Source organism: Arthrobacter sp. ISL-28 (genome assembly GCF_018613875.1).
GTDB lineage: Bacteria > Actinomycetota > Actinomycetes > Actinomycetales > Micrococcaceae > Arthrobacter.
In genome coordinates this window covers 241,162-258,478 of sequence record NZ_JAGGPJ010000015.1, presented here as the reverse complement: position 1 = coordinate 258,478, position 17,317 = coordinate 241,162, and the positions used below count along the sequence as shown (strand labels likewise).

General features: G+C 62.3%; 10 protein-coding genes. 2 read left to right on the top strand and 8 right to left on the bottom strand.

Annotated features, from left to right (window positions below; all coding sequences use genetic code 11):
• Positions 1-1,571: 1,571 nt before the first annotated feature.
• Positions 1,572-2,111, bottom strand: a complete 540-nt coding sequence (locus tag J7E80_RS12740; RefSeq protein ID WP_215052051.1) for a DUF488 family protein — start codon at positions 2,109-2,111, stop codon at positions 1,572-1,574.
• A gap of 1,062 nt (positions 2,112-3,173) precedes the next feature.
• Between J7E80_RS12740 and J7E80_RS12735 the strand changes: the two genes are divergently transcribed.
• On the top strand, positions 3,174-3,668 hold the full coding sequence (locus J7E80_RS12735) for a hypothetical protein (protein ID WP_215052050.1): 495 nt from the start codon (positions 3,174-3,176) through the stop codon (positions 3,666-3,668).
• Between the two features lie 238 nt (positions 3,669-3,906).
• On the opposite strand, the gene J7E80_RS12730 is transcribed toward J7E80_RS12735, so the two are convergent.
• The 7 genes from J7E80_RS12730 to J7E80_RS12700 form a co-directional block, all read right to left on the bottom strand.
• Positions 3,907-5,136: a TIGR02679 family protein gene (locus J7E80_RS12730; protein WP_215052047.1), complete on the bottom strand. Its 1,230-nt coding sequence runs from the start codon at positions 5,134-5,136 to the stop codon at positions 3,907-3,909.
• Positions 5,133-9,209 (bottom strand): TIGR02680 family protein, encoded by a 4,077-nt coding sequence (locus J7E80_RS12725; RefSeq protein ID WP_215052044.1) that lies wholly within the window; start codon positions 9,207-9,209, stop codon positions 5,133-5,135. Before J7E80_RS12725 ends, J7E80_RS12730 begins: the two co-directional genes overlap by 4 nt.
• A complete protein-coding gene (locus J7E80_RS12720; RefSeq protein WP_215052043.1) occupies positions 9,206-10,423 on the bottom strand; it encodes a TIGR02678 family protein in 1,218 nt (405 codons plus the stop codon). The genes J7E80_RS12725 and J7E80_RS12720 overlap by 4 nt, the downstream gene beginning before the upstream one ends.
• Entirely contained in the window at positions 10,420-11,988 is a 1,569-nt protein-coding gene (locus tag J7E80_RS12715) for a TIGR02677 family protein (protein ID WP_215052041.1), read from the bottom strand. Before J7E80_RS12715 ends, J7E80_RS12720 begins: the two co-directional genes overlap by 4 nt.
• Positions 11,989-13,027: 1,039 nt before the next feature.
• On the bottom strand, positions 13,028-13,198 hold the full coding sequence (locus J7E80_RS12710) for a hypothetical protein (protein WP_215052040.1): 171 nt from the start codon (positions 13,196-13,198) through the stop codon (positions 13,028-13,030).
• Positions 13,199-14,404: 1,206 nt separating this feature from the next.
• Entirely contained in the window at positions 14,405-15,331 is a 927-nt protein-coding gene (locus tag J7E80_RS12705; protein WP_215052038.1) for a hypothetical protein, read from the bottom strand.
• 315 nt (positions 15,332-15,646) lie between these two features.
• Positions 15,647-16,360, bottom strand: coding sequence for a hypothetical protein (locus J7E80_RS12700; RefSeq protein ID WP_215052036.1), 714 nt, complete (start codon positions 16,358-16,360; stop codon positions 15,647-15,649).
• A gap of 73 nt (positions 16,361-16,433) precedes the next feature.
• Here J7E80_RS12700 and J7E80_RS12695 point away from each other — a divergent pair, with 73 nt between their 5' ends.
• Complete coding sequence (locus J7E80_RS12695) at positions 16,434-17,312, top strand: PIN domain-containing protein (RefSeq protein ID WP_215052034.1); 879 nt, start codon at positions 16,434-16,436, stop codon at positions 17,310-17,312.
• The last annotated feature ends 5 nt before the right edge of the window (positions 17,313-17,317 follow it).

Genomic DNA, 17,317 nt, shown 5'->3' with positions numbered 1-17,317 from the left:
CCTGAGAATCCGCCACTCCCCCGAAGACCTCCCCAATCCGGCCCAGTCCGACGCCGGTACAACCGAATCCGAAGCCCAAGCGTGTGGTCGGGCCACACCCTCCTAGTTGACCATTTGGATGCAGCACCCAAAGATGTGCCACAGCCCTTCGGGCGCTGCGAATCCTGTCTGCTGCGCCCCTACATTCCGCCCGTTGTTACCGGATCCGGCGTGATAACGCGCATCCGGCGAACCGCCTCAACCCGCCGCCGCACCAGATAAGTCGCAGGCCGGACCGCAGCAAACGTCATGGCGTTGCATCTCCTTCAGACATCTCATGGCCGAAAAAATAGAAACGAGCATGACCAGGACACCGCCATGGTGGGCTGGCCGGCCAAGGCCCTGCGCGACGTATTTTCAGGCCATGGTGCTGGACATTCAACCTTGGTGTGCGTTGCCAGAGCACGAATGCCGGGACGTTTGAGTCGTTGAAGGCGACGTGGCCGATGTCTCTAACCCATCCGCAAGCCCATCTACGCTATCTGCTATGAAGTCGGCTTTACAATCTATCGAATTTCTACCGGCGCTCCTGAATGGTCGGGAGAAACCCCACGCATTACTGCCGAGCGTTCAGGACTGAATATCAGGGATGTCGGCGGATTGCGTTCCCTTCGAACCCCAACTGCTCCAGGGGGCCCACAAGGGGGTGAAGGGTAATTCCGGCTGGAACGGTGGCGGCAGGCAGTGCCCCAGGTTCGCTGGCACAGCGTCCTGTCTCTTAATTGGCGAAGCTCCGGACAAATAGCGGTTGCCCGAAGCTCCGCTACTTCATGTGTCGCTGAACCTTACGTTCAGCTGCGAAGACGGCCGAAGCTTCCCTGGGCCCATCATTCGGGAGGAAATAATACAGCCGGCAATTAGTAGCCTCGCCCGGCCATCCGGTTGAGGTTCTGCCCCGAATCACTCACTGCCTGCAGTAACGCCAGGCCGGGCCCCTACTCACTGGGACCGTCACTCCCTATCCCGCGGAGACGATCGCGGAGAAGGAAAGGTCTGCTATGACCACATCGGCCTATTCACAATTCCTTGCAGACTGCTTCGCGGCGGCGGACCCTAGCCAAGGGCCGACGGACGATGAAATGTTCGGGGTGTACACCAGTTGGTGCCTGCTTCGCCAAAGCCGGCCCGCCTCCCCTCAAGCTTTCTGGGCAGCAATGCGGAAACTGGGAATCCGGGACCGGCACCGGATCGCGAATCGGGTTGTCCGCCCCGGCCTGCAAATGACGGGACCCGCCGCGACTGACTACATCATCACCAGCCAACCGAGCCTGCTCTGACGAATACTGTCCAAAGAACAGGCACGGGACGGGCCCTACCGCGCGGCGACACTTGAAGAAGCGGCGGGACCCAATGAAAGGGCGCGTGCGTCAGACTGGGCTACACGTTAACCTGACGTCGGCATGGACCTGCAGGGCTGTCAGAGTTGGGTCGATCCGTCTCTATTCTGACGGCGGCTGGAGAACGTCCTCGGTCTCAACATGACAGGGCATTGTTGCCGGCGCTTGTCTGCGTGCTCACCACGGGATCGGCGGTCAGCAGGTAACAACGTCATAGATGAGCCGGTCCCCCGCAGTCCGCACGCCGCCGGTGGGCTGATGGGTCGACATTCGGCCGGCCGGCATCAAGTGCACGGGTTTCGCTCCGTCGAGCAGCAGCGCGTGGTCAGCGATTAGCCGCCGGTGGCAGCGCCACCAGACCGATTCGCTGCACATGATGGCCGTCCGCCGTTCGGCTGCTTCCGCCAGCACCTCGGCCAGCGCCGCGGCAAAGCCGGGCGTGCGCATGTAGGCCGCGTAGGCCCGGAAGGACTCATTGCGCAGGGCAGTGTCGGGCGAATCCGGCGGTAGCTTACGGAAGCCGCCCAGCCGCTGCTCCCAGCGGTAGGCGATCCCGGCAGCTGGCAGCCATTCTTCCAACCGATCTTTGCCGAAGTGTGGATGCTTCCGACTGCCCGGCCCGATCCGCACATCGACGACGGAAGCAACATCCGCTGCCTGCAGCAAGTTCCGGAAGTCCTCCTCGCTGGAGGCACCGTGCCCCACGGTGAGCAGGATCGTAGGTTCGGACCTCATGCGTTCGAGCCTACTGCCGTCATAGCTCATGGCCAGGTGGGTTCGGCGTCGCCTCATTCGGTCATGCAGCCATTCAGCAGGCTGGCCATGAACAGGAATGAAAGACCAGCCGAACAGCGGCTCCCCCCAGTTCAGGAGAATCGGGAAAAGACCATTACGTCATGCAGTCGGCGCCGACGGCAATCATGAACAGCTATGAACGGAAAATCCTTGGATCCAGGGAAGAAGAGGGCTGAGCATCATGGGCTGCATCGTAAGGCAACATTCGCTGGCCGTCGGGTCGTATCGGACAGCCCGCGGCCGTCCGGGAGAACCGATCCCCAAACAACACGGCACAAGTCATGTCGCACTCCCCCGGACCCACCATGAAGAAGCAGCTCAGCCAAAACCAGCCGCGAAGGAGAATCCAGTGGACAGCCAACGACCGAGAAAAGAATCCCAACCGGAATTCTTCTCAGGTCACGTTGCCCCAACCAGTTGCGTCCATGAACAGGTAACGAGCGACGAACCGTCGCTCCAAGCACAAAAGGAGGCACCCGGCCACAGCACCGGCCACCAATGAAAAAGGCCCCGCAGGGGCCCACAAGTGAACAAATTGTCCACACTCAGAGGCTAAAAAGCCTCTGAACAGGGAAAACACGTGCCCGAGGTGGGACTCGAACTGCATTCCAGCCCTTGCAAACACTGGGAAGACGCGAAAACATACCGAATCCGAGCCAGTCCTGCCGGTGTACTACCCAGTCCAAGTCCAAATCTGTTGACATTGTCAACACGCCCATTCCACTCTTCGAGCAGAGCTCTATGTAAACCCATAGGGGCCAGATAGAGGGTGCCACTGCGGTGACGCAGAACTCCATCGGGATTGGCTCTCCGCCATGGAGTTGCCATCGTAATTGGATCGATGTACTGCGCCGCCACCCATTGGCCTGCCGCAGGTAGGATCAGGCCCATGGCAAGGCTAAAGGGTGAAAAAAGTTCAGCACCGACATCGAAGTACTCGACGCGTTCCGCTACCTGGCGCGAGACGTTGTCGCACACCCTTTGGTCGTTAGCCCCAAACCCATGGCATTCAATGTTACGTTCAAGCACGGAGCCACGGAGCTCGGTTGGGATAACCCCGAGAGTGCACCTTGGGTGGAGTTAGCAACGTACGTGCGAAAACTAGCCATTTTAGAAGACGATTCCACCAATCTGACGAAGGCTTTGATCATCATCGGCAAGAACTACGAGTCGCTGCGACCCGATGTCAAGGCAATTCAGGATGAGGTGTCTGAGTGGCGGGGATCCAGCAAGGCTCAGTTCCTGACGCAGGCCGCAGACGGCTCGCTCAGCGTGCAGTCCAATTCAGAGGCAACAGAGCTCGTGATCAATGGCAATCTATTCCACGCAAACGCGGACCTGCTGAAGATTTGGCGTAGCATGGACGACTTTGCTCAGAGCTATTGCGTGGCGGCCGCCCAAGACTGGATTACAACTGCGGGATTGTTGGTGGCAAGAACATCTGGGCTAATCGAAAGGGCCATTCCAGAATCGGCTTTCCCCACTGGCCCAGAATGACAAAGTCTGCGATCCCGCCGACCCTGCAACCATGCGCCGTCCCGCACCTGGCAAAACGACTCGAAAAGAGCAGATAACATAAAGAAACGTCACAGAAGCGTCAGCTGGGCGGCGCGGACGTCGCTGTCATCATTATCCTCGGCGACGCGAGGTTAGCACACGTTCGTCCAGCTACGGGACACGTTCGGCGGCTTCAAACCACGAGCGGCCCGCGAGAAGAGTCGCCGACGACGCAAAATTATTGACTCGCAGTTAACGCATCAAGAATCAGCGGAAGCACAGATTCCTCGTGTACTGCCCGGCCGTGGCTTCGCATGGCCGCCCCCAGCTCTGGATCCCACAGGGGCTCGATCTGCTTGCCGACAAGTGCCGGCCCATCTGGTCGCACTGCATGCAGATAGTCGTCGGCTGTCATCTGGCATGGGCGGGCGGCGAACCTCGTAATCACGCGGTTAGCTATGGCAATGCCTGGCCAGTCGAAATCGCCGTGGTAATAAAGGTCGGCGCCAGCCCTGGTGAGGTTCCCAAGCACCTTGTCCACGACCAGGTTCGGCTCACCTGCAGTGCAGACCGCTGCCCATCCGTCCACCCCGCGCTCAGCCATGCCCTCGATCACCCTTGGGTTCTCACAGACAAGCACGCGCGTTCCGGCGGCCGGCGCGAACGAGCCGATCCTCCGGAGCTCCCACTCCGTCACGTGCACGGGATCACCCGCGTCGGCAGCGTCGCTCAGTCGTCGCCCAGGCGGTTCCACGGTGCCTACGCGAAGCCGCCAGACTAGACAGGTCCGTGAGAGCAGGTCCGGCTCCACGCCGCGGCTCGCCCACAGCTCTTCTCGTTCCCGCGTTCCGTCTGGGACAGGGATGCTCGCGGCGGCTGCCAGTCCGCGCAGGACGACTTGGTGGAGTCGTCGGTCGCGGTCGAGTGCGTGCGCGTCGCCCAGGAGCCTCGCGGCAAGTTCCACCCTCGACTGCGCGATCGGGGCTCCTTCCGTGTCGGTCAGCTCGCGGAGCACTGCCGCCGCGTCTCGAATGGTGCGCTCGGAATCCACTCGATTGGTCAGCAGTCCCGTGCGCCGGAGACCGGCAATCCACTCCGACGCCCACGTCGCCGTCACCAGTTCGGCGGCACGTTGCAGCGGACGTTCCCGTGATGCATCTCGTGCCGCGCGGACGGCGGGCCGGTCCTCCGGTCGTGTTCCGTACAGCGCCGCGAGCACCGCCTCCAGACCGCCCACACCGGACCGCTCGTTCAGTCTCGCGTCGAGCGTTGCGAGATCGACTCGAACGGTTTCCCTTGTGATCGTCCGACCCAGCAGTGCCCCGATAGCATGGCGCTCGTCTCGGGTCGCCGGCCGCAGGAGGACTTTCCCGGAAGCGTCGAGTCCGGCCTTCTCGAAGCGTGTCCGGACGAGGTCCCAAGCTGGCCTCAGTATGGGGTCGGCGATCCACTCTGGCAGGACGGTCATCCTAGTGCTTGGAGGGCTCGGCCGTCCCAGCGGTACTCATATTGTGCGATCCCGCGCTGGCTCGGGTCACGCAGAGCTTCGTAGATGGCCAGCGACGGCACGGTCTGGTGGTCGCCCCATAACCGCTCGCTAGTGATCACGAAGTCTAGGTCGAGCTGCACCAGCAGCCCGAAAAGCAGCGGGTGGGTGCGCACGTCGATTTTGGGGAAAGCGTCATCGAGCAGCACTAGCCGCGGTGCGTGCGGAGCAGCACCGGCGAGCGAGGTGAAGTGGGAAGCGGCGGCGGCGAAGAGCGGTAGATAGCAGAGCACCTTCTGCTCGCCTTGGGACAGTGCCGACCGCCGGTGCAGTCGTTCCCAGTGGCCGGGCCTTTCTGGGCGGGTGTAGCGGATGGTGAACTCCGACCAGGTGCGGTAATCCAATGCGGCGGCGAGGTGCTCACCGTACGACAGCTCCGGTCGCTCCGCCCGTGACGCCTCAATGAGGCGGTGGAGTACGTCACGGAGCTTGGCCCGCTCCTCCGGGATCAGCGCGCCCACGGGCTGGGCGAGCAACTCGACGGCGGCTCGCGCCTCCGCGGGAACATCGTCGCGCAGCTTCCAGTCCAGCTTAACCCGAATGCCTTGGGACGTCGCGACGTGACCCAGCTGGTCGTTCATGGCTACCACTAGCTCGTCGGCATCACGACGGCATTTTCGGATAGCGTCACCGAGTTCGCCCAGGATGTGCTGTTCGAACTGTTGCTTCTCCCGATCGGTGAGCAGGCCCCGGTCGCGTTCCACCGACGCGCCCACGCGCTGAGCCAGAACCACTACCGCAGCGTCGCCTGCCTCGTCACGACCGGTCACGGCAAGCAGGGGACCGTACTCCGATACGACCGGCTGGTGGTCAGCGGCCGGGCCGCTGGCAGCCTCGTTATAATTACGCCAAACGCGAGTGAACGCCGTGCTGACGTCCTCCTGACTCAACCCGGCCAGCACTTCGGCAGCTGCAGCGACCTGTCGAGCCACGGGTTCGCCCGGCGGGTGACCTTTGAGCCCGGACACCACCGCCGCGTCCTCCTGCGTCGCCCCGGCGGCCTCGAACAACCCTGGAACCGACCCGATGGCGACCAGGTTTGCGAAGATGGCAGTACGCTCGTCGAGGTGCTCTGCCAAGCGTGCCTTGGCGTTGCGTGAATCGGCTTCGGCTACGCCGAAGGCCTTGATGAGCGCCTCCACCTGCTTCGTTGCATTCTCCTCAGTCGCCTTATGAGCCTGCTGGGACTTTCGCACCTCGCGAATCTTCCGCTCCAACTCCTGGACTGAGTCGCCGACGGAGGCGCGCAACGCCTCCAGCGCCGCCCGCGAAGCGCTTGCATTGCGCCTGGCCTCCGTTTCTGCCGCCTGCTCCTCCGCCAGGGCGGCCGTCGCGATGTCCACCTCGCCAAGTGCCTCTATCCATAGCGCGACGCCGCCGCGGATCGACCTATTCTGGCGCACCGACCCTTGAAGCTGCTCATCAAGACCGCGCAGCTCCTGTTCGACGGCTTCGAGGCCGCCTCGGTCCGCGGGAAGTGCCTGCTCGGCTGCCAAGCGCTCCAGCGCGTCGCGGGCATTGGCGGCGGCCGTGCGCGCCGCGTGTGCGAAAGCCTGGGCGGAGCGGTTCTCACGTTCCTCACGCTCCTCGGCCTCGCGGCGTTCCCCCAATCGCGTCCACGCACTCAGTAGGGCTTGCCCGGACGGCACGGACTCTACCCAGTGATCAAGCTCAGCGATGGCGGTGGAGAGCCCTGAATAATCCCGTTCTGCGGCATCTCGGGCCGCGAACTGTTCGGCGAGCCCAGCGTCAAGGACCGCAAGGCGCCGCGTCCGCTCTTGAGCCCGAGCGGTTGCTCCAATGAACTGAGCCTGCTGTTTGGCGGCGCGGCCCTGTGTCGGGCCAAGCCGCCAAGAACCGTCTGGCCTCACCCAGACAAGGGCATCAGGGTCGCTTCCGGTGCCGATTGCGGCCAGCACCCGTCCTACGTCGTCCGCAGTCAGGTCACACACGATCGGAAGGTCCGGGACCAAGATCCCCCCGAGTATATCGCCGACGGGGCTATTGGATGCTGTCGCGGAGAGGACCACGTCAAGATGCTCCGGATCGAGCAGTAGTCCGCCGGGACGCACCCAAGCGTCGAGGAGTCCGGAGGCCTGAAGTGCGGCTTCCAGCCCTGCGCGGGCGTCGGCGTCGAGCCCTGATTCGAAGTCGATGACCTGCCACAGCGCGTGGCCGTCGTTCCGCTTGGTGCGGGCCAGCACGGGCGCGGGCGGAGCCGGGTCTCGTTCAGCCTTGACCTTGGCCCGTTCTTCGGTCAGCCGCTTGATCTCGGCCTCGGCGTTGTCTCGGCGGGCAGCGGCCTTCCCCTGATCTTCATGCAACGTCGCCAGTCGTGATGCCGCGCTGGCTTTGGCCAACAGGGCAAGGCCCAGCACGGACTCCTCGGTCAGCTCGTCGGGCTGGACCATCTCAGGCGCGGGCGGCGCAATGATCCAAGCTGCCAGCGCGGTGGTCAGCGCCTCGGCTTCGACTCCCGCACTGAGCTCGGCTTTAACCCGGGCCTCGCGTGCGTCTTCCCAGCGGGCTTCGACGGTCGCGGCCTCGTACTCAGCCTGGCGCTGCGCCGCCAGCGCGATGTCCGCATCGGCGAGGGCACCGCGGACGACTCCTATACCTGCTGTGCGTCGGCTTACGGCGGAGCGTGCCAGCTGCACCGACTCGAGGCACTGGTCCAGGGCAGCTGTGAGCACATCGGACTGCTCGACCCGTTCGAGGATCACGCCGTCGAGTACGGCGGGCACTGGCACGCCGGAACCGGGGACGGTCTCGAATTGGCGCCGATCGAGTTCCCGGAGCCTTGCACCGAGATCCCTCAGGCCCGTCTGGGCATCATGGGCGCGGCTCCGCAGCGTGTCGGAGCGTCGCCTGGCCTCCTCGGTCTGGCGGATGAGGCGGTGCTGGGCCTGCTCGGAGAATTTCGCATCGCGGGCGGAACCTGATGCCAGTTCTCCCAGCCGGACCTGGTTGCGGAACTCGGGGCCAGCCTCCAGCGTCCGGAGCCGCGCGTCATCGTCCTGAATTCCAGTGCGGGCCGCGTCCCGCTCCCTTTCAGCAGCGGCCTGCTGGACACCGACCGCTTCCATGCCTTTTTGGGTACGCTGGACCTCGGTGCGCCTCCGGCGCTCGACCTGCAGAGCCTCCACGACCTCGAGGGCCCGCTCGGCTACCACGGCCCGGGCATAGTTGGCGTAGGCCCCGGCAAGTTGACCAAGCGCCTCCGCGGCGGCCGCCCGTCGCTCGATTTGATCGCCGAAGGCTGTGAGTTCGTCGAACGTGTCACCCGCCGAGCGGACTGCCTGCTCGTCGAGCTGCGGCAGGGCCTGTGAAAGCTGTTGGGCCAGCTTCGCCGGCTCGATGTCTTCGCCGATCTGAGGCTGGCGCAGCCAGTAGAGCAGCCTCAGGACCTCGTCGTACTGCGTGGAGTCGAGTCCGAACAGGGCGCGTCCGACATGCTCCTTGTAGGCGGCCGCTTTCTCGAAGACCTGTCCGTCGGCACCGAGGATCTCCTCGAGCCGAGGCCGGGAGAGAGGACCGGCGTCGTCCTCGAGGACGAGGTCGTGACCGATCCGGCGGCTGGTGGCGAAATGCCAGGCGGTCGCGGTTCGCGCCGTCGCTGACGCGCGTATGCCGATACCGCAGGTGAACGCCTCCTCAGTACCATCGGTAGTGCTCCGCAGGAACTCTACCCACACGTAGCCCACCCGCGTCTGGCCCTCATAGCCGTCGGTCATTAACCACAGCAGGCTTGTGTGATGCTTGGCCGAGGCGGTAATCCGCGCCTTGTCCCCATCGAGGGCGAAGGGCAGAAGCATTTCCAGGGTCTTGGATTTGCCTGCGCCGTTGGCGCCGCGCAGCAGGAGGCGGCCGTCGGCGAAGGTGAACTCTTGCTCGTCGTACTGCCACACGTTGAGGATGCCGGCGCGGTGAAGCCTGAACCGCTGGGAGCCTCCCGACGACGCGGTGTGCGTCGGTTGGGCTAAAGCGATCGTCATGAGTTGTCCTCCTCGAAGAGAGAGCGTTCCCCGGACGGCCCTTCCGCCCTGAGTAGCTCCGGTCGTGGTGCGTAGCGGGCTGAGGCGGCGTGCACGAACAGTCCTCCCTCGTCATGGCGGACCAAGCCAGCTGCGGTGAGCACGGCAAGGGCCTCGTCATAGACCGAGTCGGGGTCCTCTTGGTGTGCCTTGCGCAGTCCCCGCTGCCAGGCGGCGAAGACCCGCTCGCCGGCTTGCCTTGCGGTCGAGGCCGCCACGCGCGCCCACGCCGTGCCGTTCAGTTCCTTACCGTTGTCCCAGCGGAGCACGTCGACTAGCTCGTCGAGCAGAAGGAGAGCGAAGTGCTTGGCCGAGCCCAACCCTGGAAAGCCGAGATCGGTCAGTTCTCCGCCGGGGTCGATCGCGACTGCTCCCTCTGCTCGCAGCTCCAGGTCGAGGCCGAGGTGGCGGCGGTACCACTCGCGCTCGCGCTCACGGTTTCGCTGCCACCAGCCGAGATGTTCCTCGGTGAGGTCTTCGGTCGAGAGCACCGGCTGTTCGGTCAGGCGTCGCCGGATTGCGACGCGGGCACCACCTGCTGCCGAGGGCACCGCCGCCACCGTGAGCAATTCGTCAGGGCTTTCGCATCCTCCCAGCGGAGCTGCAACGAGTACGGCGAGCCGGTCGCGGTGGACGTCGAGGAGTGACTCGGTTCGACGTTCGGCCCAGTGCTCCAGGTCGCCGTCGCGTTCACTTAGCACACCGAGTTCGACGAGCGCGATCAGGGCCGAGTGGAGCGCACGTCGCTCGTGGATGATGTCGAGATCGACGTCGATGCCGGCGTCGATTGCCGCCGAACGAACTGCGGCCACCAACTCGTCGACCATTATCTGGCGGCGGGACTGGGTGAGCGCGGCAAGAGTGAGTGCAAGCACTGCGTAACGGCGCGGCGTGAATAGTACGTCGTTTCGGCGCCGCAGGCCACGATTCGCGTCAGGTCCCAGTCCGGTCTTGTAGAGCCGGGCAAGTCCTGGCTCCACGACCAGCCGGTAGCCCAGGCTTTCGGCGAAGAGCCGAATCAGCTCGTCCTGGTGACGACGAACCAGAGCCAGTTCGTCGGGGTGGGCGTCGACATGGAGCAACGGTGTGCGCAGCAGCGACCGTGCAGCGTTGCGGAGGTCGGCCTCGGCTAACAGGTCCGGTGCTGCAGCGGGGCGCTCGAAAGTCTGGCTCATGCTTCGGCCCGCCGCTCGGCCATAACGGCGCTCTGCTGGTCTGCGCTGGTTGTGGTGAGGTCGAAAGCCAGGTCGCGGAGGGTTAGGATGCCCGATGGGCTCTTGATGCTTACCGAAGTCCCGGGCGCCGCGCGCAGCTCAAGGCGAAGTACGGCGTCATCGACGCGTGCCTCGCACCAGGTCGGGGTCTTGGTCGACAGCGGGCGGCTGTGGCGACTGAGCGCCTGGGCATAGAGATCCAGGAGGGCGGCACGTGCGTCGTCGCTCAGCCGGACCTCTATCAGCGGCCCGGCATGGGATGCAAGCTCGCGCACTGCGTCGGTACGTCGGCGCTGCTCCTGCTCACGCTCGGCGAGTCGTGCCTGCTTGGCGGCGGAGTAGTCCACTCGGGCGCCGGCCCTGCCGCCTGTCTTGCGTTCACCGTGGGTCCGAAGCCCGATAGGAACTTCGGCGACCGGAGCTATCCACCAACTTTGCGTCGCTGGCACCGGGTCTCCGTCGGGGTCTGCCGCGAACGAGAGGTGCCTGGCCGAATATAGACCGAAGGCCGCTGCCCAGATTTCATGGGCCCGGTCGTCGTCGGCAGAGTCAAACCATCGAGCAAGGCGAATGAGGTCGGCGTACTGGCTCTGCTGACGGTCGGCCCCGGCCGCGATCCGACGCAGGTTGGTAAGCAGCGATCGCATCGCGTCGGTGGCAAGCCGTCTGACATTCTCGGCATCGGATCGGCGGTCGTGGGATCCGACGAACCAGGCGTGGAGGCTCTCCCAGTCACCTGCCTCGAGCCCGGTGGCGCGTCGGGCCTGCACGCCATCGAGTCCCACCAGCCGTTCATCCGCGTTGGCTCGCGCACAGAGAGCCGGGACTAATTTCTCAAGGTGGCCGAGCCGGTCGCCGACCTGGGGCATGTGTCGCGAAATCTCGTCGACGAAGCGTTGGAGGTAGTCGATTAGTGCGCCCTTGAACATCACGAACTCATCGCGGCCGAGGTCGAAGCGAGTCAGCACCTGGGTCAGGTAGGAGTAAAACTGGCGGGTGGATGAGACCAGCACTTCGAACTGGGCGAACAGCGTGGTGATGCGCCCGGCCACGTCGCGGGAGTCGGCGGCCTCGAGCCCCTGGGACGCAAGCCGTGCAAGCTCCTCGATGCCGGCAAGAATTCCGGGAAGCATCTCGCTGGACACCTCCCGAACGCGATCGGTGTGGGCGAGGAGCTCCTCCACTTGGCGATGAACCAACTCCCCACGCGGTGTCAATTGATAGCGCGCGCGGTTGGAGAGGTAGTCCCGAACGCTGCGCGCCTCGGTCTCGCGCGGGCTCCGAGCAAGGTTGCCGTGTTCCACCAAGTACGAGAGCCGCAGGTCGACCGTATCCCGGTCGATGACGAGACCCAGTTCGGCCAGACGCTCGGTCACGTCGTCCGCGGACTGGTCGGACAAGAAGCCACTCATTCCACTCGTGAAGAGGCGCATGATCGCCAGGTAAGTCGTCGCGTCCTCGTTGACGGCGTAGCGCAATGCGCCCAGTGTCTGGCGCTGTCGCGGGTCTATTGATTCACCGGTCATGCGTGCACCGTACCAATGAGGTCCGACATTTTCTGGCGCGCGTTCGAGCAAAGGCGTTGGCCGCCCGCCGCAAGTCCCCCGTCGGTTGGTATCGGTTTAGTCGCCTCGGGATGTTTGATTGGTAACCCCACTCGGCCAGCAAGTCTGGCCGAACCGCCGCCGGCCGTGTCGTCAGCGGGGTTTCTTCCATGGTGCCCATCGGTCTACCACCTCTCCGTGGTGCGGGTCAGTGGAGAGAGCTAATCACAGATCCGAAGAACATCCAAGCGGCAATCTTGACTATTATCCAAACTTAGGATATAAGACACAACCTTCAGCACTCCGAAACGCAACCTTCATTACGAGGCCAACGTACGACCAGGCCGGTGGGTCACTCAAGTTTTCGGGTACTCCGCTGCAGAAAACGATCCACAATTTGGGTCGGCTCACCCCCAGGGTGACGATATCGCCAATCGTGGCAGGACCGACCGTCGCCGGCCGATTTGGCTGCGCATTGCTCCGGGGTTGCGCCGGGTGGTCACAGTCGCCTGGCCGATGCGTCACCGCCAACCCCGCATCGATCCTGGCGAAGGACCTTGCAACCCGCAGCAAACCGAGGCGTAGATTTCTATACGGCACCGACGTCCGCTGTGCTGTGCCTTGTGCTCGCCCGACTGAGCGCCGCCACGACAACCACGGCTCACTCAGCTAAACCGTCTGAGCCGGAGTCAGATGGCGTTCAGGACGGCCGCTTCCCGATCCCGGCCTTGTTATTGCTGGGAAGTGGTGGAAACACTACCGAAACGCCGGAATCAGATCACCAGCCCAGGCGGATCGGTGGATCGAGGCTAAGGCGGCCCTCGCCTCGTCCAAAAGCCGGCCGCAAGCGCTGGCCCCCACGGCGTGGACAAGCATCCTACGTGAGCTCGGCCATAGGTCCTGTGGCCACGCACGCAGAGATCTCATTTCTAGAAGCAACTACAGAGGCGGATGGTTCGTTCAGATGCGAGACTTGGGATGGACGCCCTAGATAGGTGCCGTTCGGGAGGCATGCCGTCGTTCAGACCCCAGATCGCTTGATGAGCTCACTAACAGCCTCGGCGAGCGCACCAACGTCTTCGACTATAGTCCTGGAGAACTCTTTCGGATCCGAGGCTTCGTTGACCTGGAAGTTCCGCGTGCGGGCGATTATGTCCTGCACCCGTGAAAGATGTCCACTGAGTTCGCTCATGGGGTCCACTATAGAGCTCCTCGCAGCCTCCTCTCGCACTGCGCCCGGCGGGGACGGGGATCTCACGACTCCGGTTTCGACGTTGCCGCAGTGGACGCCCTTTGCGCAGGTATTCGAAGTTGATCTCCCGACGTTGTTCCCGGGGGATTGCCGTCACCGACCAGCCGCTGATTGGCTCGGGCTCGGTTAGCCTATGGCGTTGATACCCTGGGCAATGACGTGTTCAGGGCATCAACGACCCCTTGCACGGTTCCCGTGGCGGCTAGCTCCAAAAGCTCCTGCCCCAAGGCCTTCACAACAGAGGGCTGCGGTGCAGGTGACTCTATTTCGTCTTTAAGCACTTCTCAAACCACAGCCAGCCGCGGTCCTGAAGCGCTTCCAGATCACCTGTCACACTCTGGCGAGGCAGACCACGCTCCTTAGCATCCTCGTACAGTGCGCCTACCCCTACCTGACGATTGCTGTCCAGGTGCTCGAAGTCCATGAGCTTTGTGATTAGTTGAAGATGCCGCAGTCCCGTCTTGGACTGAGCCAGCGATTCAACGTTAGACAACAGTTCCCCCTTTTTGTTTGAGTGGTTACTTCAAAATGCCGCCACCGAGTCTCGCCTAGATTGCGATTGCAGCGAATATTCGTTCTCGATTCAACGCCCAGGCAAGTTCAGGTTCCGTGTCAATAACCCCCACCCGGATGACAGGCGGTTTGCCCATGGCAGGTATGACCAGATCCTTCATAGCGTCATAAAATGCCCGCTGCTTCGCCCGGCTCTTCGGACGGAAGTTCACAGTGGCTTTGGTAGCCCAACCCGTTCGATCTATTCGAGGGCCGTGCAACCGGCAGAGATCCCGATACTCCTCCGGATCAAACCCGTAGTCGATTTCCTGCTCATAAAAGTCCAACATCTTCAGCCGGTGGGTACTGAAGTGTTGCTCTTCGTCCCACCTCGATGTGGGTAGGAGTAGGTTCATGAATTCGATCGACGTCAGCGCGCTTAACGTGTCTTGGGGACCGCATGACATCCAGGTAGCCATCGAGAGCCATCGCCATCTCTAGGATCTTGTCAAAGAGCGGTCCGGATTGAGTCGCCAAACCAAACGGTCCTTAGTACCGATCCACTCGTAGTTTGGAGCCGGCACTAGAGTCAAACCATCCTTGGCGGCGGCGATAAGAAACCGCTGCTCGCACTCTGACAACTTCCTCACGGCATTACCCGAGGAACTGCACGGCCTGTTCAATGACACTGATGACAGCGGTAGATACACCCTTCGTGCCATATTCGGCCACTATCCCCGTCAACCGTTCCAACGCCTTGCGAATCTTACCGGGGTCAGCGTTGACATCGGCAGTCTCTTCCTCAATCTCGCCCACGATGGTTTCAGCCGCCTCCAACTGCTCCTCCGGCAGATTGAGAGCGCCGCTCAAGGCCCTGTAGGACTCAATCACATCAGTGATCTTGCCCAGCTGCTCCTGAGTCAGGGTATTGCTCTGAGTCACGTTCGAGCTGTCCTGCGCTACGTTGACATTGTTGGAGCCGGTAATGTTGATGCTGCGGTCTGTCATTGAGATTCCTCCTACGTGCCAGTCATTCACGGAGCGACCGCTTTCAACGGCGCGAGTACCTTTTGAGGTGATTTCTGCGTAGAAGATGTCGTTATCGGCGGTCTTCTTGCCGACGATAAAGCCTTCTTCATCCAGCCAGTTCTTGGCGTCCTTGAGTTCCTGCTCGCTGTACGGCGAGCCGTAAAACGTGCACTCGCTGTGGAAATCACCAGGAGCGTCGTCGACCTCGTAGAGCCAGCGGAGGTAAGCGTCGCGACAGGCTTTGTTCCGACGAACCTTGTTCTTCATGAAGGTCCGGTATTCCTTGGCCACATCCAGACCACCCTGCTTCAAGATGACCGAGCCGATGCCACCGAAGGAGGCCCAGAAGTCCACCCAACCCCAACCCTTCATAACTTCTAGGTCGCTCTCAAGTGAGGCGGTCGAAAATCCATACTGACCGGGGTCATTCTCGAGCGCCTCAATGTCGACCTGGTGATGGTCGTCCACTGGTGCAAGACCTGACAGGACTTCAACGAGGCGCAACTGACGCAGTCCGGATTGTGACTGAATCAGCGATTCAACTATGGACAAGTGATCCCCTAAGACTTGCTAACTATCTGGCTTCCCCACTCTAGCCATAGGGCCTGACATCAGGCCGTAAGGCCTATAGATAGCCGTAGACACGTAGCACTCGAATACATACTCGAAAATTGACTGCCCGCATGATACTCCGCGCTGAACGCTATGGACCGAGTATCATCGATTAACCGGCGCTTGTGTATCCACGCGCCCTCTTCTGACTGGCTCACGGCACGTCCCTTTGCCAAGACCAGTCGAGTGGCAGAAACCCCAGGACGTTGTTTACAGAGGCAACGAGTCGAAAAGTAAGTAGATGGGCTGCCGTTGCTATTCCTCGTCCTTGAAGACCTTTCGCCCCGACGTATAGCGCCAGATAACGTGATCCAAACGATTAGCGGGGACGGGGTATAGCTTCGCCACCTGCTTGATCAGATCGCCGGTCTGCCTCGATGTGAGTTTCCTCGTGACGCCGCCGTGTTCTTTGACGAATCGGGTGATCATGCGGTCGGGCTTCACCGACGGATAGCCGGCCAAGATCAGCAAGTAGTTGAATGTGACACCCGACGACTGGCTGGGCAGATCCAGCCAAACGCTTTCAAGCTCGGTGAGATGTTCGTCGGCCGCGTACTGTGCGTGCAGGTCCTTCATGGTCCTGACACCTACGCCGTGAAGTGCCAAAGCAGCCTGGTAGACCACTTCGGCCTTCAGCGGGGCTCTCTTGTCTGAGTAAGCACGATTATGGTTCTTGACCAAGTCGGCAAATCCTTCGCTGCCGCCTTCATTCTTGAAAACGCGTAGGAGTTCTTCCGTGCCGCCGTCCTGGCGAGCATCATCACGATTGAGTCGGCGATGAGCTGCATAGCGCGCTATGACGTTCTCTACAGCCCCATACGTCGGCCCCGTGGACCACAGCGAGTCGATGATGCACAGACCCAGGCTATTCGGATAGCCGTTGGCCGTTATCCAGGTAGCTGGGTCGCCGAAAATCGTCCGGCACGCTTCGGTCAGCCGTTCCGCCTCCGCGGCGAACTCAGTCGTCATGGTCGGACTCTAGCAAGCTCCGCGCATGAATCAGCCCCATGGCCCATCGAGCCGCACACATACACTGAATCCCATGATCAGATTGCTTCCGGGTGCCTCCCCAAACACCACGCTAAAGATGCTAGTTACCGCAGTTAACGAGGCTGGCACCGTGTCGAGCGCCGGCTACGCCAGCGACCGGTACAACAGCTACGTTGAGTGGGCGTCCCGGAATGGCAATCTGCTCGCCCATTATCTGCACCCTGACGAAGTCGACGCGCTCATCACCTCACGGCGTTACTGGTCACTGCTCGCCCTTGATATCTCGACCATCCCATTCGGCGCCCTTGCGCAGCTGGTTGATGGCGAAGTGCAGCAGCGCGTTTGTGCCCTCGAGGAGGCTAAGCGAAGGATCGAAGCCGATCTGCAGCTGTGGGACAACGGCAAGGCTGTGGCAGTCGTCCTCGATACCGGAGCGTGGCTGAAGTATTTCGACGATCCGATGAACCATGACGAATGGCTTGAACTGCTCGACGAGCGTCCTCATGTCCCCTTGGTCATCACCATCCCAATGAAGGTCGTGGATGAGCTCGACGGCAGCAAACGGAACCGCGTCGATGCTCCAAAGGGAGGCAAGTCGATCCGCTTTCGGGCAGGGTTAGCCCTGAAGTATCTCGAGGCCCAGGGAGTCATGCCTGGTGAGCGCGTAAAGCTCCAGGAAGGGAGCGCGACAAGTGCGTCCCCTACTCATACGGTCTACCTGTCAGTCCTAGAACAGCCTCTTGACCAATCGCCTCTCCCAGATGGAGATCTGGAGATCATCGAGCGAGCAGGAGCAGTCGCACCCTACGTCAGCGATATCCGGATGATTACCACCGACTACGGCATGGTCTACCGGGCGAAACAGGCTGGCATAGCGGCCGTACGCGTCAAAGGCTACGAGGAAGAAATGACGCAGCAGACCGCCCGTTAGCCTTC